The organism is Stieleria varia (assembly GCF_038443385.1).
Lineage (GTDB): Bacteria > Planctomycetota > Planctomycetia > Pirellulales > Pirellulaceae > Stieleria > Stieleria varia.
Map to the genome: position 1 here is coordinate 9584831 of NZ_CP151726.1, position 26012 is coordinate 9610842.

Below are 26012 nucleotides of genomic sequence, written 5' to 3' on the forward strand. Positions count from 1 at the left end.
TCAGTTGTTGTTATTGTTCAGCAAGCCGACGGGGACGACGCCGTAGATTCCTCGAGTGAAGACTTGATCGATCCAGTTGTCGAGCACTTCGATCGGTCGTGCGGGCACGATGACGACGTCGTTGTCGCGGAGCCAAATCTCGTCCGCGGGCGTGGGTCGCTTTCCATAGATCGCGCCTTGTAAGTCCAGCATGGTGGAGATCAATCGCCAATCTTCGGCGCGGCGGAACACCACGACTTGACGCAGATTAGCACCGGGCAAATGACCACCGGCTGCTGCGATCGCACCCAACACCGTCGTGGGACCTTGCAGTTCGACCCGCGCCGGCTGGCCGACTTGTCCCAGCACGTGAACGAAATGGGGAGCTTGTTGACTCAGAATCGGTTCGGTTTCCAAGCCCACTACCAGTTCACCGTAGCGAAGATTGATTTCTCGTTTCAGCTCACCGAGTGAGAAACCTTGAACGCAAATCCCGCCGATGCCGGGCAGACGAATCTTGCCGTCGGGCATCACGGTGATGTTCAATGCTTGCTGCTGCAAGCCGCTGGCTCCACCGACCGCGTTTCGAATGTCTTCGGCCAGCGTGTTGACTTTCACAGGTGTGACATCGATCGATGGTTCGTCGTAGAGATCCTTGTACTTTTCCTCCAACACTTTGCGAAGTTGGGGAACCGTCAAGCCCTTGGCTTGCACCTGTCCCACCAATCGTACCGTGATCGTGCCGTCGGGTTGAACGACGAGGCCTCGTTCCAAGCTGCCTCGATCCAAGTCTGTGTCGGCCACTGACTCAATGAGGACTTCGTCGCCCGGTGCTAAACGATACTCGCCGGTTTCTTGTCGACGCGTGATCAAGTAGATGATTTGCAGTTGGTCGCCCGGTCGCAGACGGTACTCACCCAAGTGCGCATAGCGACTGGGTCCCGCGTAACCGCCGGGACCGTAGTTGTCCAGCGCGATGGGTCGCATGTCGCGCCATCGCGATTCCGCACCACAATTATCAGCACAATCGACTCCCATCATGCATTTCTGGCAACCGCCTTTGCACGGATAACCGCCTTCGCTACGACGGCATCCACAATTCTGTTCCACTGACAACGAGGGAACCAATGCGGACGCGACATGGTTGCTCGCGGCGGGCGTCTGAGCCGGCGTCGCGGGTGCACCCGCAATGAACCACATCGCGACAACGTACGATGCGAGACACAGTCGATGGTGGTGTGTGTTGAACATAGTGCGAATGAACAGTCGACGTGGTAGGGACGCGAATAAAGTGCCAGTGCGAATCAAAGGATTGATTCTCCGTTGAATCACCACATCTCGGTGACTTTGTCGAGGAAACGTTGCACGTTGGATACCGGAGCGGGTTGAAACCCGCCGGACTGAATGAATCGCGGATCGGGGACGTGCGGCTGAGCCGACGGCGAGTTCACGTACGGGCTGGCCGACGGAACGCCATCGACGACCGATCCTGTGCCAAACGTCGTTGATCCGGTAGCTGAAACGGGAAATGGCGAAACGGGAGCCTGAGCGATTGTACCTGCCCCCGCTTGGGATGCATTCATCCGATAAGAGACCGGCACAACGGGCAGCCCCTGCGGTTGCATTGCCGATGCGTTGGAAAGCGGCGTTGCAATGCTGGTTTGATGGATACTGGGCGAAACCGATGCGAATTGCTCGGGTGTCAGCTGGATGATGTCCGGCACACGAGGGCTCTCCGATGGCGGCGACAAATCGTTCCGCAATTGCGCGGTCAATTGCATAGCCGCTTCACGATCACCGCTGCGGCTCATCACGGTTGCCAAGGCCTGCGCGGTGTCGGCTGCCGGCTGGATGTTCATCGCGTGCTCCAGCGTCCACATGGCCTCTTTGTCCAATCCCATGTCAGCGAGTTGCTGCCCGAGTCGTTTGGCAAGTGATCCGTTGCCGGGTTGACCTTGAAATGCAGCGCGACGCAGACACAGGGCTGTGACGGCGGGCATCCGATCGGCTTCATCACGCCCCAATTCGATGGCGGCCAATAGATCGAGAGTTGCGGCCGTTGAAACGTGGTAGCTCGCCATGCGGCCGAGCAATTGCCGGGCGTGATCCAGATAGCGGTCAGCGGCCTCGGACGGCGTCATGCCATCCAGTGGCACTTCGTGCAGGATGGACGTGGCGTGAGATCGAATCAGTCGAGAGATTCCGTCTTCGTCAAGTGTTTCACTGTGAAGACCAAAATCCCGTGCTTCGCGAATCGCCGTCTTGGCTTCAGAGAGTTGTTCGCTTGCGCTCTTGGAATCAACCGGCGCGGCGAGCTGCCGCTGGGCAACATCAATGGCTTGGGCGGCGTAGCTGAGTGACTGCCACGCAGACGTTTCTGCCGACATCCACGCTTTGACGCTGTACTCGCGACTGGCGTCATCCAAACGCTCCAACGCTAGCTTGCGACAGGTCGATGGGGTGACCGACTGCAGCCATTGCGATTTGGGCTCTGGTTGTTTTGTTCGAGCGGTCACGTCAGCCGGCTGCATCGGTGTTGCCGCGGGCAACGCTGGGATCAAATCCTGACGCACCGACACGCTTTGGCTGACGTCGGGCTGCGTTTTGACGGACGCCGGCGGTCGCTGACTCGGCTGAGAAATGGGAGCCGTTGCGGGTTGTGCTACCACAGCCCCAAGCTGCTCAGCGTGCAGGCCAAGCGGTGGCGGTGGAGGCAAGTACGTTGGTCGCGAAAGGTTCGGCGGAACGGCCGGCATCGCATTGGACGCAGCAACGATGGGAGCGAAAACAGGACGGTCGTCTTGAGACGGAGTCGGCAGACGTTGAGGAATCGGCCGAGCAGCGGCGGCTGGACGCAATGACGCTGCGATTGCCGGCAAATCACTCGATGCGACTTGCTGGTGAACGTACGCGGGTCGCTGCGTCATCGGCGGCGTGACGTTCGAAGTCGCCGGTGGGGCTGGCAATCGTATCGCCGCAATGGGAGCCGATTTCACCGCCGGAGCTGATTCCATCTCGGTCGTCGATGAGCTTGTACCATCCTTCGAGCGGTCGTTCCGCTGATCAGCTTCCGCAGACTCGCTAAAGAATGGATTCAGGTAGGTATCCGCCACGAGGTTGGCGGCGGGGCAAGCGAGCAGCAGCGCCAGGAACACTCGGCGAAGTCTACGACGCGACCATTCCGCACGGCGTCCGCTGTTCTGTGTCATAGTTAGCATCCCTGCAACCAAGCTTTCGCTAGCCCTGTTGAGCTAGCATTCCGATCCAATGATTTCAACCGTCGCAACCCTGAGGACACGACGTTGTGGGAGTAATCGGACCAAACGCACCAGAGATCATTGACAAACCCTGCCGGTACGATCGTCGCGACCAATCCCGGCCAGAGGAACTGGCATAACCGACAAAGCTTAACAGCCGGGGAGTCAGGCTGGAGAAGGCCGTCCGTAGTGATAGCCTTGGCCGAGATCGAAGCCGAGATCTTTGCAGGCTTCGGCTTCCTCGAGTGTCTCGACACCCTCCGCCAGTGCTCGTATTTCTAAGTCTCTGACCATTTGCACCAACGTTTGCAGCATTCGTCGCCGATGCGTGTCTGCGGTATCGATCGCACGGATGAGCGAGATGTCAAACTTGACAAAATTTGGACGCGATTCGATCAGTTCGGCCAATCGCGCCTGACCGGCACCAAAATCGTCAAATGCGAGCCGGATATCCAGGTCCTTCATGGCACTGGAAAGCTCTGACATCAGTCGACGATTGGTCACCGCGGCTTCATGGATTTCGAGGACCAGGTCGGTGTTGCCCGACATCTCGCGGACTTTGACCAGGGAATGAATCAATCCCTGGCTGTCGGTCATTTCCTTGGGGTGTGTGTTGACAAACAGGGTCGGATGGCCGGGCAATTCTCGCCCTACTCGAATGCCTTCCCAGCGGAGCAACCGACTCAGTTCGACTTCCATGTTCAACTGCTCAGCGGCTTGAAACATAGCACCGACGGACTCGAGGCCAAAAACGCTACCGCGTCCCAGCACTTCGTATCCCACTGTCGCGTTGTCATCGATGTCGATGATCACTTGAAAGTGGGGACGGACGAGACGTTGGTTCATCATCCGATCGAACTGAACGAGCGCCAGGGCTTCGTCACAGACATTTCGAGCGAGGGTTCCGGAGGCATGTCCGGTGGGCGACTGACGGAGCACCCGAAAGGGCGCTTCGGCAAAATGGATCAGGTCCTCTTCACCCACCGGGACTTCTTCCGTGACACGCTTGCCGTTGACGTAAGTCCCGTTGGTGCTACCCAAGTCTTGCAGATAGAGTCGGCCTTCACGCACGCTCAGTCGGGCATGGTTGCCGCTGACGGTTCGATATTGCAACCTCAATGCGTTTCCGGATTTGCGACCCACGACAAAATCCGGCTCGTCGATCGCGAAATGGCGTAGCGAATCTTCGGGTTGTAGGGATCCCGAGAGAAACCACACATCGCCGTGCACGACCGTGCTCGTACGAAGTCGATCAAAGGCGACGCTATCGATCGAAGGCATGTGAATTCGTCCAGAACCAGCGTGAAGGATGAAGGCAGTAATCAGTGAAAACATAGGTTGCATACAACGCGTGGCGACTGGCGTCACATTTTTCTTGCTCTCACCGCGGTTGAAATGCTTCGCCCTGCGAATTCTCGCTGCATCACGGACTGAGTTTCATCAGACACTAAGTGCGAGCTAGTTTTCAACCGATCGGTCTGCCAGTGCCGAACCAATCACCGTCCTTGAAAACCTCATATTCGTCATGAACTCTCTGATCCACGAAACACAATCGATCGATGGAAGCCTGCTGGGTAGCCTGCTGACCGACGACACGTTCTGGCCGACAGAACCACAGAGTCTCGAGGAAACAGGATTGAGCGAGTCATTCATCGAGGGATTGGTGCTCAAGATCGTTCGTCAGGGAGGAACATTGAGCGGGCGTTCGACGTCGGAGAAAGTAGGACTGCCGTTTCGCGTTGTGGAACCACTGTTGGATGTTCTGCGAACGCGCAAGCTGATCGCACACGTCCGTCCGGCTCCTTTCAACGACTACTACTATTCACTGACCGAACTGGGCCAAACTCGTGCTCAGCAATGCATCAAGCAATGCAGTTACGTCGGCCCCGCGCCTGTCCCTCTGTCCGACTACGTGCTCAGCGTGGAGGCCCAAGCGGCCGGGCTGGACCCGATCTCGCAAGACGAATTGCGTCGTGCGTTGGCCGGGATCTCCTACCAGATGGATCTGTTGGAAGAGATCGGACCTGCAATCAACAGCAATACAGGCATGTTTCTGTTCGGTGATCCGGGCAATGGCAAGACAACGCTGGCGAAATGCCTGACGACTTGCTTGGGCCAAGAAATCTGGATCCCGCATGCGATTTTGGATGACGGCAATCTGATCAAGCTGCAAGATGACGCGTTTCATCACACAGCACCGGTGCCGGAATCCAACAGCAATTTCCTCAAAGCGCAAGAGTGGGATCGCCGTTGGGTTCGCATCCAGCGTCCCACAGTGATGGTCGGTGGCGAACTGGTAATGGACAATCTGGAAGTGCGTCATGATCCACGCAGCAACATCAGCGAGGCACCGTTGCAAATGAAGAGCAATTGCGGCTGCCTGCTCATCGATGACTTTGGACGCCAACGCATCGCGCCGGAGGAGTTGCTCAATCGATGGATCGTTCCGTTGGAGAATCGCTGCGACTTCTTGACCTTGCCGACCGGAAAGAAGATTCAGATTCCGTTTGCGCAGATGCTGATCTTTTCGACCAATCTGGATCCAAACTCGTTGGTCGACGAAGCGTTCTTGCGTCGCGTGCCGTACAAGATCTTTGTCGGCGATCCCGGACCGGATGAGTTTCGCAGGCTGATGGAAAGCGTCGCGGAGAAGATCGGTTTTCCCAAAACACCCGAAGCCGCCGAACATTTGTTGGCTTACTACCAAAAGAGCAAACGCAAGATGCGTCGATGCCATCCACGTGACTTGCTGACTCAAGTCGCCAACTACTGTCGGTATCGTCAGATTCCTTTGACGATTCGCCCCGAGTATCTCGACCGTGCATGTCGAACCTATTTCAGCCATCTGTAAACGAACCGCAAGTGGTCCTCGTGCCGGATGGCACTGTTCCCTGATCTGTCACATCTCCTGAATTCCCGATGAAGACCGAAACCGAAAAGAAGATTCAACCCGGATACGAGCCGATCAGCGGCTACGTATTGGAACAGTTGATCGGTCGTGGTGGTTATGGCGAAGTCTGGCGGGCAGTGGCTCCGGGTGGATTGAAAAAGGCGGTGAAGTTTGTCTTCGGCCAACACGATGAACACCGCGCTCAGCAGGAACTGAAATCGCTCGAACGTATCAAGTGTGTTCAGCACCCCTTCATTCTGACCTTGGAACGATTTGAGTTGATCGACAATCAGCTCGTGATCGTGACCGAACTGGCAGACGGATCGCTCGAAGACATCTTTCAACAACACCGTGACCGCGGGTCATGCGGCATTCCGCGTGCTGCGTTGTTGTCGTATTTGAAAGACACCGCCGATGCATTGGACTACTTGCATCAGCTCTATCAACTGCAGCACTTGGACATCAAGCCGGCCAATCTGCTGATCGTCGGTGGCCACGTCAAGGTCGCCGACTTTGGACTGTTGAAGGACTTGGGTGAATCGGACTGCAGTTTGGTCGGTGGATTGACGCCCATTTATGCGCCCCCGGAACTCTTTGACGGGCGGCCGAGCATGCACAGCGACCAGTACAGTCTGGCGGTCATGTATCAGGAATTGGTCAGTGGTGTCCGACCATTCACCGGACGTACCATTGCTCAATTGGCGACTCAGCACGTCCACAATGCGCCGAATCTTGAGTCGCTGCCAGCGGCAGACCGACCGATCGTTGCGCGGGCCTTGGAAAAATCTCCCGAACGACGCTTCGGCAGTTGCACGGAATTCGTCTCCAAGCTGACAACACCGCGATCAACTCCCTCTGTTTCCTCCAGCCACGAGAGTGAGCCTCCGCAGGAGCCCACAGAGCATCGTGTCGAAGATCTGCCTCAATTGCAGGCGGCTTCTGGGCTCAAGCATGGAATCATGTCTCGCGATGCGTTGGTCATTGCCTTGGGGGGAACCGGGGCTGACATCCTGCACGCGCTGCGTCGACGAGTCGCCGAAATGCACTCGGCCCCGCCGGTTCGTCTGCACAGTGTGCTGATCGATACCGATCCGATCGCTTTGCAAGCCGCCAAGGTCATCGAACCGACGGATTGGATGCCCGGCTGCCGAGTGATCGACACGCCGCTGCGAAGAGCAACCGAGTATCGTGAACGTGGCACCGAACACTTGAGAACGCTCTCCCGACGCTGGATCTATAACATTCCTCGCAGCGGGACAACCGAAGGCATGCGGCCGCTGGGCCGCCTGGCTCTGGTCGATCATGCCGCTGCTGTGACCCGCGGCATCAAGAATGCGATCGCCGAACTGAAGTCCGATGGGGATGAAGATGACCTCTCGATCTACGTCGTGGGCTCCCTTTCGGGAGGAACCGGCAGCGGCATGTACATCGATGTCGTGCACCTGCTGCGATACTTGTTGGACGACGCCGGCTTGGAGAGGCTGGAGATCATTTCCCTGCTGACGACCAATCGAATGAAGGGAGACCCCAATCGCGTTCTGGGGCTTCATGGCACGCATGCCGCGTTGCATGAGATGATGCACTTCATGAAAATCGAAAACGGCTATCCCGGGGATCCCGGGGCCGGCTGGCCAAGCATTCCTGCAGCTCGTACTCCACTAAAAAGCGCCTACTTATTTCCTCAATCCGATGCGCAGGGTGCTCGATCACCGCGCGAGATCGCGACGGAGTACCTGTGGGCAGACGCCACGGCCTGCGGTCACTTGCTCGAAACCGGACGGCGTCTGGTCGAGTCCGACGACTTGGTGATGGACCAACCACAAATCCGTTCCGCTTCGATGGTTTGGATCGGTGACGCCAGACGAGTCCAGGCCGGTGTCTTAGCTCAGCCGACGACTCGATTGTTGTTGATGCAATGGCTCGGTGATCCCAAATCTGCGGCTGAACTTGCACGTCCCGTCGTCGATCGCACCATCCGCCGATCCTTTTTGAATCACGAATCATGGATCAAGCAGTCCTTGCAGTACTTTGGCAAAGATCGAGCAGATCGCCGCACCGCGTTGATGGAACACCTGCGCACCATCACGCCGGACAGACTTAGCATCGCCGATGTCGCTCATGCGGAAACGGTGAAGTGGTTGCAGAGCATCATCGATGGCGAACGTGAACTGATCGCCGTTCAAGAAATCACGCGAAACATCCAACATGAGATTTCCATCCGACTACAAGATCGCCGCATGAACCTCGCATCGGCGATCGAGGCTCTGTCGACTCTCGAAAACCACATCGCATCGATGATACCAAGCCTGATCGAACAGGCTGAGTCTGCCCTGCCAGCCGCTCCCCATTCCGGTTCGAACCAAACTCTACCGTCCTCGCTGGGTAACTTGCGGGTACTGCGGACCGCGTGCGATCGTGGAGAAACTGTGATGCAAGCTGTCGCAGCGAGACTCGCAGCCGATACAGCGCATGCCCTGAAAGCAGAACTTTCCAAGTTAAAGGAAGACATCTGTGACGGTGCCGCCAAAGTAGCGCTCGCAATCAGTCGACTGTCCGAGGACACAAACCAGCGCGGCAATCCATGGGATACCATGGATGGGCAAAGTCGATCTCAATTCCAGCCGCTATTGGAGAGTCTGCACGCTCGGGCATCCAGCCAATGGCTGATCAAGCTGGCTGGACCAAACATTCAATCGGTCAGCGTCGATGCGATGAACACCGCGATCAGCGGGCTTGCCATGAGCCTCATCGGTGAGTTGTTGGAACATCTGGGCAGCGAAAGGATCGCTCAATCGATGGAAAGCGATTCAAGACTGGGGCTCAATGACTCCGGTTCAGGCAAGGAGACAGCTGCCATGTCGAGCGTGGGTTCCGATTCGATCGGAATGACAGGCACACATTCCCTGAGCGAGAACAGAGAAACGACGAGCGCACCCGTTCCGCTCAACATGTCTGATGCGTTGGTTGCCGTGCGACCACCGCTGCTGCAATGCGGCGGAAAACAACGTTTATTCCTGGTTTGCAGCTCTGACAACGAGTGCGAGAAATTCGAGTCCGAGATCCGCCAATCGCACGAGGGCACACTGACAACCTTTGTGGCTCGCTCCGCTGCGTCGATGTTGATTCACGAAGCCCAGCAAATACCGCTGGACCGAGTCATTCGTTTGCTGGGTTCCGTAACGGGTGATGACGGCAGGATCAGCGGTCGACTGCACGCTCGAACCGACGTCCAGTTCGACAAACCTTAACCGTGACAGGCTGCCGCCACACTGCATCCGCTGCAACCGCCACTGCCACAGCCGCTCGATTCGCCACCGCAACCGGGTCCGCAGCCCTCTTGCAACAGCTTTGCAAAATGATCCGAGCGGACCGTCTCTTCGTAACAGGCCGCAATCTGCGCCGAGATCCGTTCGGCTATCGCATCGACGTCACCCAGAAAGTGCATCACCAGCGCGCCGCCATTGATCATCTGATCCACATCCAACAAGACCGCTTGGCTGCCCGCCTCGGCCAACGCCCGTCGACAGCTCTCCACGGCATCACGCTTGTGTTGCTCCAGTCGTTCAATCAGCAATTCATCCGATGCGTCGGTCGGCCTCAGAATCTTGTACCCCGGTGCCGCATCGGCCAACTGCCGACTTTGCGCCGCCGGCGACGTGGAACTGCGTCCACAGACGACCCCCAGCTCCAGGCCACGTGGTGATCGCAGCACAACTCGACAGCCGTGCTCCAAAGTCAGGAGGGAGCCGGCCACACGGACCTGCGCCAGTGCCCCCACGCGGACGAAATACTGTTCCATTGGGTTTTTCAATCACAAAATAGTCAGGTGACTTGTCGGATCGCTCCGCTCTGCCCACCATGGTGGTCGATTTGCCCACGCATCGCAAACCAGCCTTCCCAAAACGGCAAAATGAGCACAGAAATCGACTCCGCCCCCTCCTCTCTCGAATCGTCCGTGGATAGCCGCGAGCGGGATTTTGACCAATTGGCCTCCGACGTCCTGGAGGGCAAATCGATCAGTCGCGAAGACGCCCTGGCCATCCTGAATTGCCCCGATGACGAGATTTTGTCTCTGCTGGCCGCCGGCTTTCGGATTCGAAAACGCTTTTTCGGCAAGACAGTGCAGCTGTACTTTCTGATGAACGCCAAAAGCGGTTTGTGCCCCGAGGATTGCCACTATTGCAGTCAATCCAAGATTTCCGACGCACCGGTGCCGAAGTACAACATTCTCAAACGTGACAAGTTGATGGATGCGGCGAAAATTGCCGCCGAGCAAGGTGCCAAGACCTACTGCTTGGTCATCTCAGCTCGTGGCCCCAACGAACGCGAAATGACCGCGGTGGAAACCATCGTCCCGGAAATCAAACAGAAATATGGCTTGGACATCTGTGCCTGCCTGGGACTGCTGACGCGGGAGCAAGCCGACCGACTCAAGGCATGCGGCGTGGACCGCGTCAATCACAACCTCAACACCAGCGAAGACCACTACGCAGATATCTGCACGACACACACCTACGCCGATCGCGTCCAAACCCTTCGTCACGTCCGTGACGCAGGCATGGAAATGTGCAGCGGCGGCATCATCGGCATGGGCGAAACGCATGACGACATCGTCTCGATGGCGATGGATCTGCGAGACTTGGGCGTGCAATCCATCCCGCTGAATTTCCTCAACTCCATCGACGGCACACCGCTGCAGGGCAAGAAAGACTTGAGCCCTCAAGATTGCCTCCGCGCGCTGGCCATGTTCCGATTCGTCAATCCGGATCGCGAACTGCGAATCTCCGGCGGTCGTGAAATCCACCTTCGCTCACTCCAGTCGCTCGGACTCTATGTCGCCAACAGCGTGTTCGTCGGCGACTACCTGACGACCAAAGGACAAGCACCCGAGGAAGACTACCAGATGGTCCGCGATCTCGGTTTCGAAGTCACCACGTCAGTAGGCGACTGAAGGAGTCGGTGTCCGGTTACACATTTGCCGCCCGTCGGGTAGGTAGTGTTCCGTTGAGCGTCGCCTACGGCTTTTGAGGTTGCGCCTTTTTGGGTAACCCGCTGCGCAAGCGAGTGATTCATGGCGATGCTGCGTCGCTGACAAAGTGTTCTGTTCCCGTCACTCTCTGGGGCAAATCGCCCGTGCAGTGTTACAATGCCGCAGGTGTTTTTCCAAACTACGAAACACGTCTGCACATCGAAAGAAGCGACGAATTGGCTGACCGCACTTCCATCTCACAAACCTACTCTGAAGTCACACGGGCTGCTGCTCTCGGGCTTGTAGTGAACCTGACTTTAGGAGTCGTGAAACTCATCGGTGGAATCGTCGGCAACTCCTTTGCCCTCATCGCTGATGCGGTCAATTCCATCGGCGATGTCGTGACGACAGTGATTGTTCTCTTCGCTCTCCGAGTGGCTCAGCGTCCCGCTGACGCTGAACATCCTTACGGCCACACACGAGCAGAAGGGATTGCGGCATCGAACGTGGCTTTGCTTGTCATCATCTCGGCCCTCATGGTCGGCTGGGAGGCGATTCGTCGGATCACGAATCAGCACGACATTCCTCCCATCTGGACCCTTTGGATCGCCGGCGCCAATATCCTCATCAAAGAGAGCCTCTATCAGTACAACGTGCGTGTTGGAAAACGCACCGGATCATCCGCCATCATTGCAAATGCATGGGACCACCGCAGCGACGCCTTGTGTGCGCTCGCCGTACTGATCGGCTTGGGCACAATTCGATTCGGTGGATCACAATTCGTCTGGGCCGACGAAGTGGCCTCGTTGATTGTGGTCGCTTTCATTGTCTGGTCTGGGGTTCAACTGTTCCGCTCCAGTGCGAGCGAACTGATGGACGTGCAGGCCGATTCCGAGTTCGTGGATCGAATTCGTGCAGTGGCGATGGCGGTCGCTGGTATTGAGGAAGTAGAAACTCTCTGGGTGCGTAAATCTGGTCTGGAGTTCTTTGCTGACATTCACATTGAAGTCGATCAACAACTCACAGTCGCAGAAGGACACCGCATTGGCCATCAAGTGAAGGATCGATTGCTCGCAGAGTTTCCGAACCTGAAAGATGTCCTTGTACATCTGGAACCATTTCCGCACACGCCCGATGCCATATGAACAAGAAGCCCCCACTGGAAACACAGCAGCACGGCGAGTAAGTGCAAAAAAATACTCGTGCTGCAACCCTCCACACATCTTTTTGCCCATTCTGTCTGCTCTCTGCCACAACGCAGCTCTTTGCCTCGTCGCTGACGTAGTGCTCTGTCCCTGTTTGCTCTGCTGTTTGCTCAAAAAACTGGCTCCCCTCTCCCCCAAGAATTTCGCGAAACAAGCCAGCCATCGCCAACGACGACGTCGCGAAAATATTGGGGGAGAGGGGCAGGGGGTGAGGGGGCATGCGTCGCCACCCGACGTGCGAGTGAACAACCAGGAAAACGCGAACGAGATTGCCGTCGGTTGGAGGAAGGACTCACGCGAAGGCGCTAAAGCGCGAAGCTGAGGTCGAAATCATTTTCTTCGCGATTTCGCGTGAGCTAAGTCGAATCTGAAAGCCGCGGAGGCGGCGGAAGCGTAAAGCCTGGGACGTCAGTCCCAGGTCACCTACGCAACGATTCCAGGCAAGCCGCGGAGGCGGCGACAGAGTGCGGGCGATCCTCCGGTGTATCTGTCGCCGCGTCGCGGCTTTCCTGTCGCGATGTTGTGCCCCCATGGGGCTCACGCCCCATGCTTTACGCTGCCGTCGCATCCGCGACTGAGAACCGGCGAGATGCTGTCATCTCGGTGAAAGTGCCTTTTCCCGAGAAGGCCGTGTGATCCTCGTAATTCGAATCCATCTTCTTGCGTACAATGCAGTTGAGCGAGTGATTTAGAAAGCATAAAACTCGCTCAGCCAGCCACCATTGTGCCAATTGAAGTGCCTCATGTTGTTCAAGAGCAACTCTCGTCTCGGGAACTTGATCCTTGTCGCGATTGCAGTTTTCGCGGCCGTGAGCTTGTCTCGCATGGGGTTAGCGTACGCGCAGATCCAGCGGCTTCACACACGAATTGTCGAACTGGAACGACAAGACTCGATTAGGAAAGGCATCAACGCCGCGATTCGGGATCAGTACCAGTCCATTGGACGAATTCGCGAAAAAGCAGAGGAGAAGTTTACGGACTTGCAACTCAAATACGGAGGTTTGGTTGATCGAGGCGGCTCTGTCTTTTCGTTTCGGAGTGTTCCAAGCATTCAAATCGAAGAAGAATCACCACCGATCATCTTTCGTGTCATCGTGCCAGAGGGTCGTACCGTGTGGCTTCGTTATGGTGTTTTCCCCAGCAACAATGACATTGTGAAAAACCCACACATGTTCCGATCAGCTGATGGGTTAGCCAAGGGAACAGCATTTCAGCATGAAGGGGTTTTTCAGCACCTACTTCCGACCGGTCCACACCTCATCTCGATTCGATGCGAGATCGGAGTGAAAGTCCCGATCGAAGTTTTGCTGGACGATCGACGTATTTTGTCAACGGTCTACGAGAGCGGATTCTTTACGTACTACGGCCGTGACCAGGCATATCAGCACGAACAAGGAGACAGAGAAGTCGGACAAAGATTGCCGTGGCTCTTTTCGAGCGAGATGTACCCACAGACGAATTCAGAGGCGTCTTTCGAACCTGCACCGCATGCTTGCTCCATCTGGCTCAGTGAAGACAAACTCGACGTCGCTCCGTTTCCGCATTAACCTTGGATACCGAACAAATACAATCCGTGTCGTCAACACCGCTTGCGCGACAACGTGTGCCTGTTGGAAACGTCATTTTGTTTTCCATTCTTGCAACGGTGACGGCGTGGGCACTCATTCGCCATTCCTCGCTACGTGTTGAAATTGAAGAATTGACCGAACGCATCAATGAACTTGATCCCAGTGATACTCAGCGTTCTCAAGCATACATGAACTCGCAGTACGACAAGCGATATGTCTTCTCTGTCATGCGGTCTTGTCGTGCTGCAAACGACATTCCTCGATTCGCGTGTTCCCGCATCATTGTCCAGAAAAAGGGGAGAGATGGTTCGCTGTTTTATGTGCCGAAGGGAAATCACAAGCTTTTGGTGAGGGCCAGTTGGCGGAAAAGTGAGAAGGATGCGAGAGCAATTGACGATTTGTTCAACGAATATCCAAATACAAACGGACAATCGTGGACGATCAAGTTACAGGGCGATAGCGGCTACTACTGCCATTGGTTGAGCGAAGACGATCCAGGCACAATTGGTTGGCGTCTGACATCAAACAACGAAGAATTTGAAACGGTCTCAGCCGATCTTCCACTTTTTAACTTTTCAGAATCTGACGTTAGCTGGACCAACGGAGGTACGGAGATGCGATTCCCCAACGCGTTGATGGGTCATGACCATTCCGATCGCCCCACTGCCTCAGTGAGTCTTGGCCACTGGGATCGAGTTGGCAAGAATGACAACGAAACTTGGTGTGTGCGGTTCGCGGCTGAAATCATTTCTGACACCCCTGCGGTGATTTGCGTAGAAAGCACGCAATGGTTTGAAGGAACCAATGAAAGGAAGATCATTGGAGAATACGTCGGAGACGGGAGATTCCTATTCCTTTCGCGTTGACGCACGGAGCTAAGTTCCCCTTAACCGCGTTAAAAACCCCCTTTCTGGTCTTACGAAGACGCGAAGGGGGGGTACCTGCTTTCACGCCTTCGCGTGAGCAAAGTCGAATCTGAAAGCCGCGGAGACGGCGGAAGCGTATAGCCTGGGACGTCAGTCCCAGGTCACCTATGCAACGGTGCTAGGCAAGCCGCGGAGGCGGCGGCAGATTGCGGGCGATCCTCCGATGTATCTATCGCCGCGTTGCGGCTTTTCTGTTGCGGTGATGCCACCCATGGGGCTCACGCCCCATGCTTTAAGCTGCAGTCGCATCCGCGACTGGGAACTGGCGACAACAACGGGGACAGACCGCTTTCTTGATGACGCCAATTCGCATTCCCCGGTTGTCAGGGGGCGGCGATGCCGTCACGATGGGGCTCTTCTTTATTGAGCTTTTCGCTTTGTCTGGGGGCAAATTGGGGTGCGGAGCACATGCTAGCACGACTGAAAACGTTTACGTTGCTGGGCATCGAAGCGATGCCGGTCGACGTGGAAGTCGATATCTCGCCAGCGGCAATGCCCAAGACCATTCTGGTCGGATTGCCCGACACGGCCGTCAAAGAATCCACACACCGCGTCGAACGGGCGATCGTCAACAGCGGCTTCACCCGCCCCCACGACCGTGTCGTGATCAACTTGGCACCCGGTGACCTGCCCAAACAAGCCGCTTCGTTTGACTTGCCCGTCGCTCTGGGCGTCCTGGCGGGCAGCGGACAACTGATCCCCGATCGACTGGAACACTACGCGATCGTCGGCGAACTGGCTTTGGAAGGTTTCACTCGCCCGGTGAAAGGTGCCCTGTCGATCGCGATCGAGACCGCTAAGAACGAAGGACTACGCGGCATCGTGCTGCCGGCCGAGAACGCAGGCGAAGCCGCCGTGGTGGAAGGCATCGAAGTGATCCCGGTGGAAAGCCTCGCGCAAGCCGTCGCGTTCATGGCCGGTGAAATCGACATCGCGCCGGCGCCCAGTCGCCTGACCGAGCTGTTCGAACAATTCAGCATCTACGACGTGGACTTCGGCGACGTGCGAGGCCAAGAGTCTGCCAAGCGAGCCATGACCCTGGCCGCCGCCGGACGCCACAACCTGATCATGATCGGTCCACCGGGATCGGGTAAAACGATGCTCGCCAAACGCATGCCCACGGTCTTGCCGCAACTGGGCGCGCCCGAGTCGATCGAGACCACGCGGATCTATAGCGCATTGGGGCAACTGCCGTCCGGACAACCGTTGCTCGCGCGGCGTCCCTTTCGTAGTCCCCACCACACGATCAGCGACGCCGGTTTGGTCGGAGGCGGCAGCCCTCCCTCGCCAGGCGAGATCAGCAAAGCACACAATGGGATCCTGTTTCTGGACGAGTTGCCCGAGTTCAACCGCAAGACGCTTGAGGTCATGCGGCAACCACTGGAAGACGGCGTGGTCACCATCTCACGAGCGTTGCGTTCGACGACCTTTCCCGCGGACTTCATGCTCATCGCGGCGGCTAATCCTTGTCCATGCGGTTATCGCTCCGATCCCCGACGCGCGTGCAACTGCACGCCGCCGCAGGTGGAGAAGTACATGAGCAAGATCTCGGGACCGTTGATGGACCGCATCGACATTCATATCGAAGTCCCCGCGGTGCCGTTCGACGAGCTGGCGGGCAAGTCCGCAGCCGGCACCAATAGCCAAGCCATGCGTGACGATGTCGCGCGAGCGCGGGAGGCTCAGTCCGATCGTTTCTCCGACGGTCCCGCGGACGTCCGTTACAACGCCCAGATGACGAGCCGACAAGTGCGTGAGTTCTGCAAGCTCACCACGACCTGCCAACAAATGCTTCGACACAGCGTCGAGGAAATGGGTTTGTCCGCCCGAGCGCACGACAAGATCTTACGCGTCGCCCGCACGATCGCGGACGTCGCCTCTGCACCGGACATCAACGAAGAGCACCTCGCCGAAGCCATCGGCTACCGAAGCCTCGACCGAGACTTGTGGACATAGCCACGGTTCTCAAGCATGCCAAAGGGGTCAGACCTACTTGTTTTAGTTTGGGGCCCAGCTGGGCTGCGGTTTTCCTTTCTCAGCCGGAAAGATCGATGCTTTTTTCTTTCTATCGCAGTGAATGAAAGACTTGCTCGCGTCAAACCGTCAGCTCGAATCTTTTTGCCCACCCATTTTTCTGACTACTGGACACCTGACTCGATACAAGAACCTTTCCAGTTCCGCGTCACTGCCACGATGAGTTCGGTAAAGTTTTCTTGCGAAGTCGTTATTCTTTCGCGGGGAGTTCGCCTGCTGCGTATCGGGACGGAGCAAGGGCAGAAAAATGTGTGGGCAAGACAATGAAGTGCTCAGAAGTGCTCGGGATAGAAGACGCCTTGTGCACACACGGAAGCGGGTAGGTCTCTTTGTGTTTTAGGTTGGAGGCGAGTTAGGCTGCGGTTTTCCATTCGCAGTCGCGAACATCGATGCTCAGAGCACGTCGCTGTGCCCAACGCGGCGCACCCTGGGACGATGAACGCTGGACCGAATCGATCGCGCGACGACTGAACCTCGAGTCCACCCTGCGATCAAAGGTGAATCCCTTGAGTCCAAAAAGAAGGCGAAACGCAAAATAAAGAGTCCTGACACCTTTTGGCTTCGTTTCATTTGCTGGCGGAGGAGGGATAGGGCTGGCGATTTTGGAATCGTTGACGAAGGTATTCGTAACGCTGCCTTTGATCCGCCGGCGCGTCGCTGATTGCGGCCTCCAATTCCTTGGACGCAGCGTTAAAGTCACCGTCTTGTGCCAACGCGACCGCGAGCGCCAAGCGATAACCCCAGCTCTTTTTGCTGTCCAACTCCAAGGCTCGGCGGGCATGAACGACAGCTTGCTTGCCGTCTCTGATCGGCCCGGTGCCGTAGGACCATCCAAGTTTGTAGTGAGCCAATGTGTAATCGGGATTGGCCAGGACGGCTTTCTTGTAATGGGCTATCCCCGTGGAATACTCTCGCGTGCCATATGCTTTCTCGGCTTGGGCGAATTCGTAGCGAGCCAAATAATCGAGCGAGATATTCAGTAGCTCCTGCAATTGCCCATCGTTGCGGACATCCGGAATGCCGGGCAACGTAGCGACTTCGATTTCATCGGGTCGATCCGATCGTTGCTCCGCGATAAACGCCTCGCGATTCAATGGAATCGTTTTTCGAGCCTTTCTGGTCTCATAGGCCGCAATCTCTTCAGTCAATTTCTGAAAGTACGGTGACGCCGTCTGCCGAGCATTCGACTTCTCCTGGATTGACTCCAGTAGCTTTTCGTTGATTCCAAAATCCAATGGGGAAAAGGAGGCAGGCAGTATCTTGTCGAATTCCACCGCGTAAGGAATTGACGATTCACGCTGTTCCGTCGACCAAGTCATCGAGGGCGCCGTGACATCGGCGGCAACTCCTCGCATCTGGGTGCTGTCACCAGAAGGTCGATAAAAGCGTTGCGATGCCAATTTCGTGACACCCATCTCCCCGTTCTGCGAATCTCTCTGGGTTTCCTTTGCCAGATCCCAAAGGCTGTACACTACACCCGATCCATGAGTGCCTGGATCGCCGACGATGATTGCCCGTCGGTAGTCCTGCAATGCTCCCGCCAGAATCTCGGCTCCGCTAGAAGTCCTAGCCGAGGTCAGGATCACGACAGGCTTATCTGGAACGAGAGCGGAACCCCTACCAGCATACTGTTGGACTTGTCCGTCACGCCCCTTGACCTGCACGACGTTACCCTGCCCGACGAACAGGCCTGTCGTGTCGATGCACTCCACGAGGCTGCCGCCCGAATTGGTTCGCAGATCCAGCACAATCATGTCGACTTGCCGGGACTGAAAATCGGAGAGGATCTTGTGTATGTCACGAGTCGCTGAGGTCCTGAGTTGTTGTTTTTCGTCCTTGATCCCCACATCTCGATAAAAGTAGCCGAGATAGATGTACCCGACCTTTCCGTCGCGACCGTCAGGCAATAGTTCGCCGCTCAAGACCGTTGACTGAGCGGTTTGCAAATCGAAAAGTTCCCGTGTGATTGAATAGGTCTTTGTTTCGAAGCCACCTCGGGGGATGACTTTGAGTCGAACGACCGTATTGGGCGTGCCACGAATCAGCTGCACAACATCGGCCAATTTTTTCTCGCGGATGTCCAGCAGTTCCCCGGAGTCTCCTTCGGCGACCGCAATGATACGATCGCCGACCTTTAACTTTCCGTGTTTATACGACGGACTACCGTAAACGATGGCTGCGACCTGAACATCACTGTCAACAATCTTCAACGACGCACCGATTCCCGTCAATTGCTGTTCGTTCTGAATGACAAAATCCCGCCAGCTCGAGGGCGAAATGTATTTGCTCTGGGGGTCATACGAACTGAGCAAAATCGACAATGCATCTTCCAAAAGATCCTCGTCGGACCTCTGCACAAGCTGATTGAGACGGGATGTCAAACGCACTTGAATCTTATGTCGGGCTTCATCGATATCGCTGCCACCGGCGATCTCTTGAAGCAACCAATACTTCAAGTATTTTCTCCATCGTTCTTGCAGGTCTGCCTCACTCGAGGCGAAAGGGCTGGACAAAAAGTCCGTGTCGATCGATTCATCGACATCAAAGTCATGAGTTTGATTCAGTAATGCTGGTAAACGCTCCGCTCTCTCGGCTACACGCTGGGTAAGACGCCGAAAGAATGTATAGAAGAACTCAATATCACCATCACGATACAGCGAATCCAATTCATATTCATAGCGTTTGAACTCATCAATGTCGGAGCGAAAGAGATACAGCCGTCTTGGATCAAATCCATCAACCATATGACTGAATGCGCGGCGGCTGATTTCATCGTCCAGGGGTCGGCCCGACAGGTGATGTTGAGCCAACATCGAGATTGCCGCCTTGACCACCATGACAGTCTTGGCGTCCGGCCCCGACAGATTGCGGAACTCTACGACGGGTTTCGAAGGAGTCGCTTTCGTCGTGGCTTCAGACTCTGCGGTTGCCGTCGACACGACGCTGCCCGGCAATTTGGCAGAATCTCGGTTCTGCATTGCGGCATCGCTGTAAATCGTGATCACCATCTCACCGCCCTTTGCCATGGTTCCGCCGGCCACCGGATTCTGTTCATAGACCGTGTGTGGCTGCACGCCCACCGGTGCAGGCAATCCAACCTTGAACTTCGCTGTCAAACCGGCGGCCGCGACAGCTTTCTTGGCGTCGGTAGCAGATCGTCCAATCAATACCGGAACATTTTTCCCCGACCGATTCACGGGGTTCGTTGAGTCGATGCTGACGTCTTGTCCAACCAGAACTTTTCCGGATGCTTGGTTGATCGTCGCAATCACCATCGAGTCATCCGACTGGCTGATGGTCGCGGTACCCACCGACGCTTCCCCCACACCGGGAACATCAACATAGATATTGCATTTGTCTCCTACCGCGGGGAGCAAATCACCCTGAATCTCTAAGCCAAGCTTGGTACCCTCGACGGATGTAATCACGCCTGCGAGATCATCCGCGACAACAACCGATGTCAGGACTGATGAGAAAACCATGCACGGGAAAACAAGTTGCTTGATCAGGTTCATTTCGACGTCTTGATGAGTTGACCGGTTCACGCGACAGAACGCTCATTCCGGATGTTTAATTTGCTGGACCCCTGAGACCAGTTTACCTCCCCAAACGAGCCGGGATTTAAGATCGATCCTTATTGTTGATCCAATCTCGCAAAATGGAGTGTAGACAATTGTTCAGCAGCGATGGCATCCAACGAAGGTAGCCGTCAGTTGTTCCCTCCGCCGAGACAAGCTCGACGAAAGGAGCTGGACTGCTCAAAGTTTGGTGTTGTTTCTTTTTGGGTTTGCGCAAGTTTATGTCGCTATTGCCGGCGCAGCTGGTGGCCCCCAGTGAGCCTCTGTCGCTAGCCGTGGGCCTGAGGCGGATTGTGGTGCCGGCCCACGGCTAGCGTCTGAGGCTCACTTTGATTGCGATGCATGGAACAAAAACATGGATTGAAAAAACAATGTCAACACCAAACGTTGAGCAGTCCAGCATAAAGGTCGGCAACTGTGGTCGCTCGGCATGGGCGGGCGATATCGCGTAGAATGGGCCGCGGTGCCGGGGCGTTCTCGAATGCGGAGTCCAGGAGCGAACAAAATGATTGAGCGAGTGGAGATCGGGGGATTGCAGTTTGTTGCCGATTCACAAGGCCGCTGCTGGGACGCAAAAATACCGTTGGACGGCTGGAACGAAGACGGTTCGCCGCTGCAGATGCCGATTCGCATCGAAGCCGGTAGCGATGACTACGCGTCGAAAATCGACCAGCCGAGCGACGCTCAGGTTGCCGCCGTCGAGTTTATCCTCGGCAATGGGAAACGTGTCTCTCAAGAAATCTTGGCCGAGGCGTTTGCTTATGCCAGTGACTATTGCCAAGACGATGAGTGGATGGAAGAGTCGATTCAATCGATCGACGACCTTCGTGATAGCCTGGAATCGCCGGAGTTGCTGGTCCAGATCCAGGAAGTCGATGGCATGGCCTGGTACGCCTTGGGCGCATCGGTGGACTGGGACATGGAACACGATTTTGGCATCGCGATGTGGAAAGACATCGTGTTGGAAGTCGGCCATGCGGATGTCACCTTCTCGACACCTAGCGGACTGATCTATCGCTGCATCGACCCGCAGCGGGAACCGACCAGAGAACGCGTGCTGGGCCAATTGCAACGCGAATGCGAGGAGATGGACGAACAAGCGATGGCGGTTTTCTGGGAAAACCTGCCGGCGGGGATTCAACTGGCCACGGCGATTTGTATCGAAGACCACGAGTTGGTGAAAACGTTGACCGAGCAAGGTGCCGACATCAATGCACCCACCGGGGATTATCCCGCAGCCATCTTTCGCGCGATGGAAACCCAAGAACCCGACACGGTGAAGCGGATGATTGCCGCGGGCGCTTCGCTGAAGGTCAAGAACGAACTGGACATGACGCCGCTGCAATGGGCTCAACACATGGTCGGCATGCACGAGCGGGGCGAACGCATGCGAAGTGGTGACTCAGGTGCGATCAACGAGATGCTCCGGGAATTGATGGGCGGTGATGACGACCATCCGTTGCAATCGATCATGGACGATTTGCAAGCTCTGCAGGGCGAAGGCGGCATGATCGGTGATGCCGCCAAGAACATGGCAGGCACTTGGGAGAAACTCGCCGGCGGCATGGATGCTCGCATGGCGGATGCGCCCGAAGCAGAACGTCAGCACTTGCAAGGCGTCCAGGACGAAGGGAAGCAGTTCGCAGAAAACTGGCGTCAGATTGCTCAACTGATTCAGAACGCTTCGTCGCAAGGCTGAACGCTGGGTGGCAGGGTTTGTGCTTGAACGGCTGAAGCCTGGACTCCAACAGGGACTGATCATTGGAATTGGATGTCGCTGCTGACCGTTGCGCCGCGGTGATCGATGACTTCGATGAACCACGTGTTGGCTTGGGTCGGTGGTTTTGCCGCAGTCACTTCGCTCTCACCAATTGTTGCGGCGATCGTTTCCCACTTTCGTTTGGATCGTGGTCCGTCATCTGTGGTGTAGTTGAGTGCAGCGCTCGTCAGCGGAGACTTGCTGTGCACTGGCATACGAACGATCTCTTCCGTCACCGCGACGTCACCGGTCTTCGGTAGAGGTTCGCCATCGAGGCAATGGGAATCGATGAACAATCCGATCTCCTTTGGTGCCCAACCTGCCGGATGGCTGTGTCGCATGTTGACTTCCATCCGCATCTGCTTTTCGCCGGGAACGACGGCAAAGGATTTCTGATAACTGTCCATCGGATAATGAATGTCGTTGGTGCCATTGACGAACAAGATCGGTACTTTGCAATCGACCAGCGAGCTGGATGGATCGTACGCCGCGATCCACGACTCACGTCGGTCGCCCAACGCGTCGATGGAGGGTTTCTGAACCGATTCGCCTTCGTACAAGAAGCCGCAACCGTAGACGGGCACGGCGGCGCGAAAACGGTGATCCACCGAAGCAACCAAGCACGTCGTGTAGCCTCCCCAACTGATCCCCGTCACGGCAGTTCGATCCTTGATGACATCAGGCAGCGACCTCAGCAGTGTGTGCGCGCGGATCACGCTGGCGACGGCGTGGTAGGGCCAATCATCTGAAATGTCTCCGCCGATACAGTCAAACTTCTGTGGATGTCCCTGCTCGGGGCCTCCGTTGCTCAGTCGTGTGCGGGTGTCTCGTTTGGCGGCTTGGTTTGCGACGGGGACGCCTTGTTCGTCGTAAATCGGGTCGATCGGTCGGCAGCCGGACAAGTCCATCGCGATCGCGGCGTATCCACGTTTGGCCCACAACCAAGCCCACTCGGCGAACGCGGTGCCACCACCGCCGTGGATCAACACGACCCCGGGAAACTTTGCGTTGGGCTCGGCCAGTCCGAGAGTTGCCGGCGACGCGAAAAACGCAAAGACTTCTGAGGGTTGGCCTTGAAAGGGCTCGCTTGTGTAGAGCAACGAGTGGACGGGACCGGATTGTGAAACCCAACGCATCGGAACGTCTTGGCTCAGCCGTTCCAAATCCCACCGAGCGATGCCGATCGGTTCTTGCGCCGTCGCGGCGGTTTGTTCTTGGGCGTTGCTGTGGCCGCAGAGGGCGATCATCACGGCGAGTGCGAGGAGTGCCGTGCGATGAGAGATAGCGGGATGGATCATGGGATTTTGAAACTCGGCTGTTAAGACAACGGGGAGCGAATAGTTTAACTCGTCGGCGGGCGGCACACGTAGACGCGTCTCTCCGAGACGCGAAATGTTTCGTGCCGCGGAGAGGCACGGCTACGTGAGATTGGAATAGACTGTGTGAACGCATCTTTTGCTTCGTCGTTTTCACCAATGCATCAGGGCACCTACATGTTTCTTCGTCCGTTCGTGGTTGTTGTCGTTGCCGTCACTGCGACCCTTTTGACAAATTCACTCCTGGCGGTGGAATCTCGCAAGGCGAATGCCAAGCCAAACGTGTTGTTCATTGCGATCGACGACATGAACGACTGGACGGGATTCCTGGGCGGGCATCCTCAAGCGATGACACCGAACCTGGATCGTTTGGCCAAACGCGGCGTGAACTTCACCAATGCGCACTGCATCGCGCCTGCGTGTTCACCGTGCCGACTGGGATTGCTATACGGCGTGCAACCGTTTCACTCGGGGCTGTATCCGTTTTACGATCATGGCAAGATTCCCAAAGCGGTGCTGGGAAAATACACCAGTTTGCCGAAACATTTTCGCAACAACGGTTATCACGCTTACGGTGCCGGCAAGATCTTTCACGGATCCAAAGCGATGCCGGACGACTGGGATGACTATTTGAAACAGTCCGGAGTGAAACTGAACTACGCGTCGGAGTTGGGGTATCAGCAAGGCAAGTCGGCGAAGATGGCATTCTGCCCAACGACCAATGAACTGGCAGATCATCCCGATCATCAAGTCGCATCGTATGGCATAGATGTCTTGTCACGCGAGCATGATCAGCCATTCTTTCTTGCCGTCGGGATCGTCAAACCGCACCTCGCATTTGTATGTCCACAACAGTTCTTTGATGCGTTGCCGGAAAAGATCACGCCGCCGTTGATTCGTCGCAACGATTTGGTCGATGTGCCCTTTGCGGCTCGCGCGATGGCGAACTTGAACGACGACTATCGATTCCGGACGGACGAGGCATGGGAGAACGTTCATCGATCCTATCTCGCTTGCATCGCTTGGGCGGATTTCAACATCGGTCGTGTACTCGACGCGTTGGATGCGTCACCGTATGCCGACAACACCGTCGTCGTGCTTTGGTCCGACCACGGATATCACCAAGGAGAGAAGCGTAGTTTTCGCAAGTTCTCGCTTTGGGAAGAATCCACGCGTGTACCGTTTGTGATCTTCGATCCTCGGATCCATAGCGGGGCAGCCAACCGCGAATGCAAAGAAGCCGTTTCGTTGATTCATGTCTATCCAACGCTATGTGAGCTGGCCGGGCTCCAGTCGCCCGACTATGTCGACGGCACAAGCCTGGTCGCGCAGTTGCGTGATCCCGGTGCACCGCTTGTCGAGCCCGCGATCACGACTTGGGGACGCGGCAACTACAGCGTCCGCGACGAACGGTTTCGTTTCACGCGATATTTTGATGAGTCCACTGAGCTGTACGATCATGAGGTGGACCCCAATGAATGGAACAATCTGACGGATGATGCGAGTTTGGCGAAAGTGAAGTCCGAATTGGCGGGACATATACCTGGCGAGGAAGCACCGCTGGTTCGAGAAGGCATCGCGTTGTGGAATGTGATCGACGCGGATCGTCCCGAGCGGCTGAAGTCCTTTGAGCAGAAAGACTGGCCGGCTTGGCTGGAAAAGATACGACCGCGTTTGGAGTGACCAGCGGTAGATAGAAAAACATCTTTCGCTCGACGGTGGTGTTTTGATACGTCCGTTGGCATGACCGTCACCAAGATCATTGTCCGAGATACCATGAAATGGATCCGCCGGCTGTTGCCCGGCGCGGTCGTCTTATTAATCGTGATGTTGCTGCTGCATGGATGGTCAGGAACGGCACAGGCGATTCGTGTGCAAACTCATGCGATGTTGACGGGCTTTTTCGGACCGGGAGACGACGTGGCTGGTGTGATCGCTCACACGTTGCCATTGGCGCTGGCGTCGGCATTGGCAACGTTTGCGGTGGTCAGCAAATGGCTGACCTTTGAATCGTTCTCCTCCGTCGTGATCTTGTCCTGTATCATTTTGGCCGGGACAAGCGTGGGCGGATTCTTGCGATGCGTGTTGCCGCAACCAGCGAGCGTCGTGACACAAGTCGACGACGCGAGCCCGTTACCGTCCTTGGCAGTGATCGATGTGAAACCGTCCGCCGCGCCAGTGGATCAACTACGACAACTCGATTGGTGGGCAAAGCCGGATTTGTCTCGCGCGGCGCAACGCGAGATCGCGCCGGTGGCATTGTTCCCCAAAGCTTCCGGCTTGATCGGTTTGGTCTTTACCATGTTCAATCAAGTACTTGGATTCATGGTCGCCTATCAGCCTCGATTGTTCGCCGCCGCCGTGATTGCGGGTGGGTCGTTGGGGTGGGGCTGGCACAGCAAGCTGCAATCGCTGCAGCAGAGAGTGCTGGAGTTTGCTGACGGGGAGACGCTGGATGGCGATGTCGTCCAAGAGCGTTTGCCTCGTCGCCGCGCGGCGTGAGGTGACAAACAAAAATGACCCGCAGACGA

At 56.3% G+C, this 26012-nt stretch carries 16 protein-coding genes; 10 read left to right on the plus strand and 6 right to left on the minus strand.

Translation table 11 applies throughout. From position 1 onward, the window contains the following. The 3 genes from Pla52nx_RS32380 to Pla52nx_RS32390 form a co-directional block, all read right to left on the minus strand. Positions 1 to 1230 (minus strand): polysaccharide biosynthesis/export family protein, encoded by a 1230-nt coding sequence (locus Pla52nx_RS32380; protein ID WP_197455050.1) that lies wholly within the window; start codon positions 1228 to 1230, stop codon positions 1 to 3. Between the two features lie 77 nt (positions 1231 to 1307). Next, positions 1308 to 3188, minus strand: coding sequence for a hypothetical protein (locus tag Pla52nx_RS32385; RefSeq protein ID WP_146523069.1), 1881 nt, complete (start codon positions 3186 to 3188; stop codon positions 1308 to 1310). 213 nt (positions 3189 to 3401) lie between these two features. Beyond that, positions 3402 to 4517: an EAL domain-containing protein gene (locus Pla52nx_RS32390; RefSeq protein ID WP_146523068.1), complete on the minus strand. Its 1116-nt coding sequence runs from the start codon at positions 4515 to 4517 to the stop codon at positions 3402 to 3404. A gap of 244 nt (positions 4518 to 4761) precedes the next feature. On the opposite strand from Pla52nx_RS32390, the gene Pla52nx_RS32395 reads away from it, so the two are divergent. Both Pla52nx_RS32395 and Pla52nx_RS32400 read left to right on the plus strand, forming a co-directional pair. Then, positions 4762 to 6087: an AAA family ATPase gene (locus Pla52nx_RS32395; protein WP_146523067.1), complete on the plus strand. Its 1326-nt coding sequence runs from the start codon at positions 4762 to 4764 to the stop codon at positions 6085 to 6087. Positions 6088 to 6155: 68 nt separating this feature from the next. After that, a complete protein-coding gene (locus Pla52nx_RS32400; protein ID WP_146523066.1) occupies positions 6156 to 9374 on the plus strand; it encodes a protein kinase domain-containing protein in 3219 nt (1072 codons plus the stop codon). Here Pla52nx_RS32400 and Pla52nx_RS32405 read toward each other — a convergent pair. After that, positions 9371 to 9925, minus strand: coding sequence for a hypothetical protein (locus Pla52nx_RS32405; protein WP_146523065.1), 555 nt, complete (start codon positions 9923 to 9925; stop codon positions 9371 to 9373). The genes Pla52nx_RS32400 and Pla52nx_RS32405 overlap by 4 nt on opposite strands. A gap of 111 nt (positions 9926 to 10036) precedes the next feature. Here Pla52nx_RS32405 and bioB point away from each other — a divergent pair, with 111 nt between their 5' ends. From bioB to Pla52nx_RS32430, 5 genes are all read left to right on the plus strand, one after another. Beyond that, entirely contained in the window at positions 10037 to 11077 is a 1041-nt protein-coding gene (bioB, locus tag Pla52nx_RS32410; RefSeq protein WP_146523064.1) for a biotin synthase BioB, read from the plus strand. A 182-nt stretch (positions 11078 to 11259) separates the two neighbouring features. Continuing rightward, positions 11260 to 12240 (plus strand): cation diffusion facilitator family transporter, encoded by a 981-nt coding sequence (locus Pla52nx_RS32415; protein WP_342190305.1) that lies wholly within the window; start codon positions 11260 to 11262, stop codon positions 12238 to 12240. Between the two features lie 803 nt (positions 12241 to 13043). Further along, positions 13044 to 13847 (plus strand): hypothetical protein, encoded by an 804-nt coding sequence (locus tag Pla52nx_RS32420; protein ID WP_146523063.1) that lies wholly within the window; start codon positions 13044 to 13046, stop codon positions 13845 to 13847. A 77-nt stretch (positions 13848 to 13924) separates the two neighbouring features. Then, positions 13925 to 14734, plus strand: coding sequence for a hypothetical protein (locus Pla52nx_RS32425; protein ID WP_146523062.1), 810 nt, complete (start codon positions 13925 to 13927; stop codon positions 14732 to 14734). 468 nt (positions 14735 to 15202) lie between these two features. Beyond that, positions 15203 to 16750 (plus strand): YifB family Mg chelatase-like AAA ATPase, encoded by a 1548-nt coding sequence (locus Pla52nx_RS32430; RefSeq protein WP_146523061.1) that lies wholly within the window; start codon positions 15203 to 15205, stop codon positions 16748 to 16750. Between the two features lie 644 nt (positions 16751 to 17394). On the opposite strand, the gene Pla52nx_RS32435 is transcribed toward Pla52nx_RS32430, so the two are convergent. Continuing rightward, on the minus strand, positions 17395 to 20310 hold the full coding sequence (locus tag Pla52nx_RS32435; RefSeq protein WP_197455049.1) for a carboxy terminal-processing peptidase: 2916 nt from the start codon (positions 20308 to 20310) through the stop codon (positions 17395 to 17397). 601 nt (positions 20311 to 20911) lie between these two features. On the opposite strand from Pla52nx_RS32435, the gene Pla52nx_RS32440 reads away from it, so the two are divergent. Further along, positions 20912 to 22105, plus strand: coding sequence for a DUF6985 domain-containing protein (locus Pla52nx_RS32440; RefSeq protein WP_146523059.1), 1194 nt, complete (start codon positions 20912 to 20914; stop codon positions 22103 to 22105). A 59-nt stretch (positions 22106 to 22164) separates the two neighbouring features. Here the strand turns inward: Pla52nx_RS32440 and Pla52nx_RS32445 are convergent, their stop codons facing one another. Next, on the minus strand, positions 22165 to 23463 hold the full coding sequence (locus tag Pla52nx_RS32445; RefSeq protein WP_146523058.1) for an alpha/beta hydrolase family protein: 1299 nt from the start codon (positions 23461 to 23463) through the stop codon (positions 22165 to 22167). A gap of 195 nt (positions 23464 to 23658) precedes the next feature. On the opposite strand from Pla52nx_RS32445, the gene Pla52nx_RS32450 reads away from it, so the two are divergent. Both Pla52nx_RS32450 and Pla52nx_RS32455 read left to right on the plus strand, forming a co-directional pair. Further along, complete coding sequence (locus tag Pla52nx_RS32450; RefSeq protein ID WP_342190306.1) at positions 23659 to 25164, plus strand: sulfatase; 1506 nt, start codon at positions 23659 to 23661, stop codon at positions 25162 to 25164. Between the two features lie 60 nt (positions 25165 to 25224). Further along, positions 25225 to 25983, plus strand: a complete 759-nt coding sequence (locus Pla52nx_RS32455; RefSeq protein WP_197455047.1) for a hypothetical protein — start codon at positions 25225 to 25227, stop codon at positions 25981 to 25983. Positions 25984 to 26012: the final 29 nt, after the last annotated feature.

Bases quoted from the DNA above. Each gene is read 5' to 3' on its own strand.
- Pla52nx_RS32450 (WP_342190306.1), top strand. From the start codon at position 23,659: ATGTTTCTTCGTCCGTTCGTGGTTGTTGTCGTTGCCGTCACTGCGACC.
- Pla52nx_RS32455 (WP_197455047.1), top strand. From the start codon at position 25,225: ATGACCGTCACCAAGATCATTGTCCGAGATACCATGAAATGGATCCGC.
- Pla52nx_RS32430 (WP_146523061.1), top strand. From the start codon at position 15,203: ATGCTAGCACGACTGAAAACGTTTACGTTGCTGGGCATCGAAGCGATG.
- Pla52nx_RS32440 (WP_146523059.1), top strand. From the start codon at position 20,912: ATGATTGAGCGAGTGGAGATCGGGGGATTGCAGTTTGTTGCCGATTCA.
- Pla52nx_RS32445 (WP_146523058.1), bottom strand. From the start codon at position 23,463: ATGATCCATCCCGCTATCTCTCATCGCACGGCACTCCTCGCACTCGCC.
- Pla52nx_RS32390 (WP_146523068.1), bottom strand. From the start codon at position 4,517: ATGCCTTCGATCGATAGCGTCGCCTTTGATCGACTTCGTACGAGCACG.
- Pla52nx_RS32435 (WP_197455049.1), bottom strand. From the start codon at position 20,310: ATGGTTTTCTCATCAGTCCTGACATCGGTTGTTGTCGCGGATGATCTC.
- Pla52nx_RS32400 (WP_146523066.1), top strand. From the start codon at position 6,156: ATGAAGACCGAAACCGAAAAGAAGATTCAACCCGGATACGAGCCGATC.
- Pla52nx_RS32420 (WP_146523063.1), top strand. From the start codon at position 13,044: ATGTTGTTCAAGAGCAACTCTCGTCTCGGGAACTTGATCCTTGTCGCG.
- Pla52nx_RS32395 (WP_146523067.1), top strand. From the start codon at position 4,762: ATGAACTCTCTGATCCACGAAACACAATCGATCGATGGAAGCCTGCTG.
- Pla52nx_RS32380 (WP_197455050.1), bottom strand. From the start codon at position 1,230: ATGTTCAACACACACCACCATCGACTGTGTCTCGCATCGTACGTTGTC.
- bioB (WP_146523064.1), top strand. From the start codon at position 10,037: ATGAGCACAGAAATCGACTCCGCCCCCTCCTCTCTCGAATCGTCCGTG.
- Pla52nx_RS32385 (WP_146523069.1), bottom strand. From the start codon at position 3,188: ATGACACAGAACAGCGGACGCCGTGCGGAATGGTCGCGTCGTAGACTT.
- Pla52nx_RS32405 (WP_146523065.1), bottom strand. From the start codon at position 9,925: ATGGAACAGTATTTCGTCCGCGTGGGGGCACTGGCGCAGGTCCGTGTG.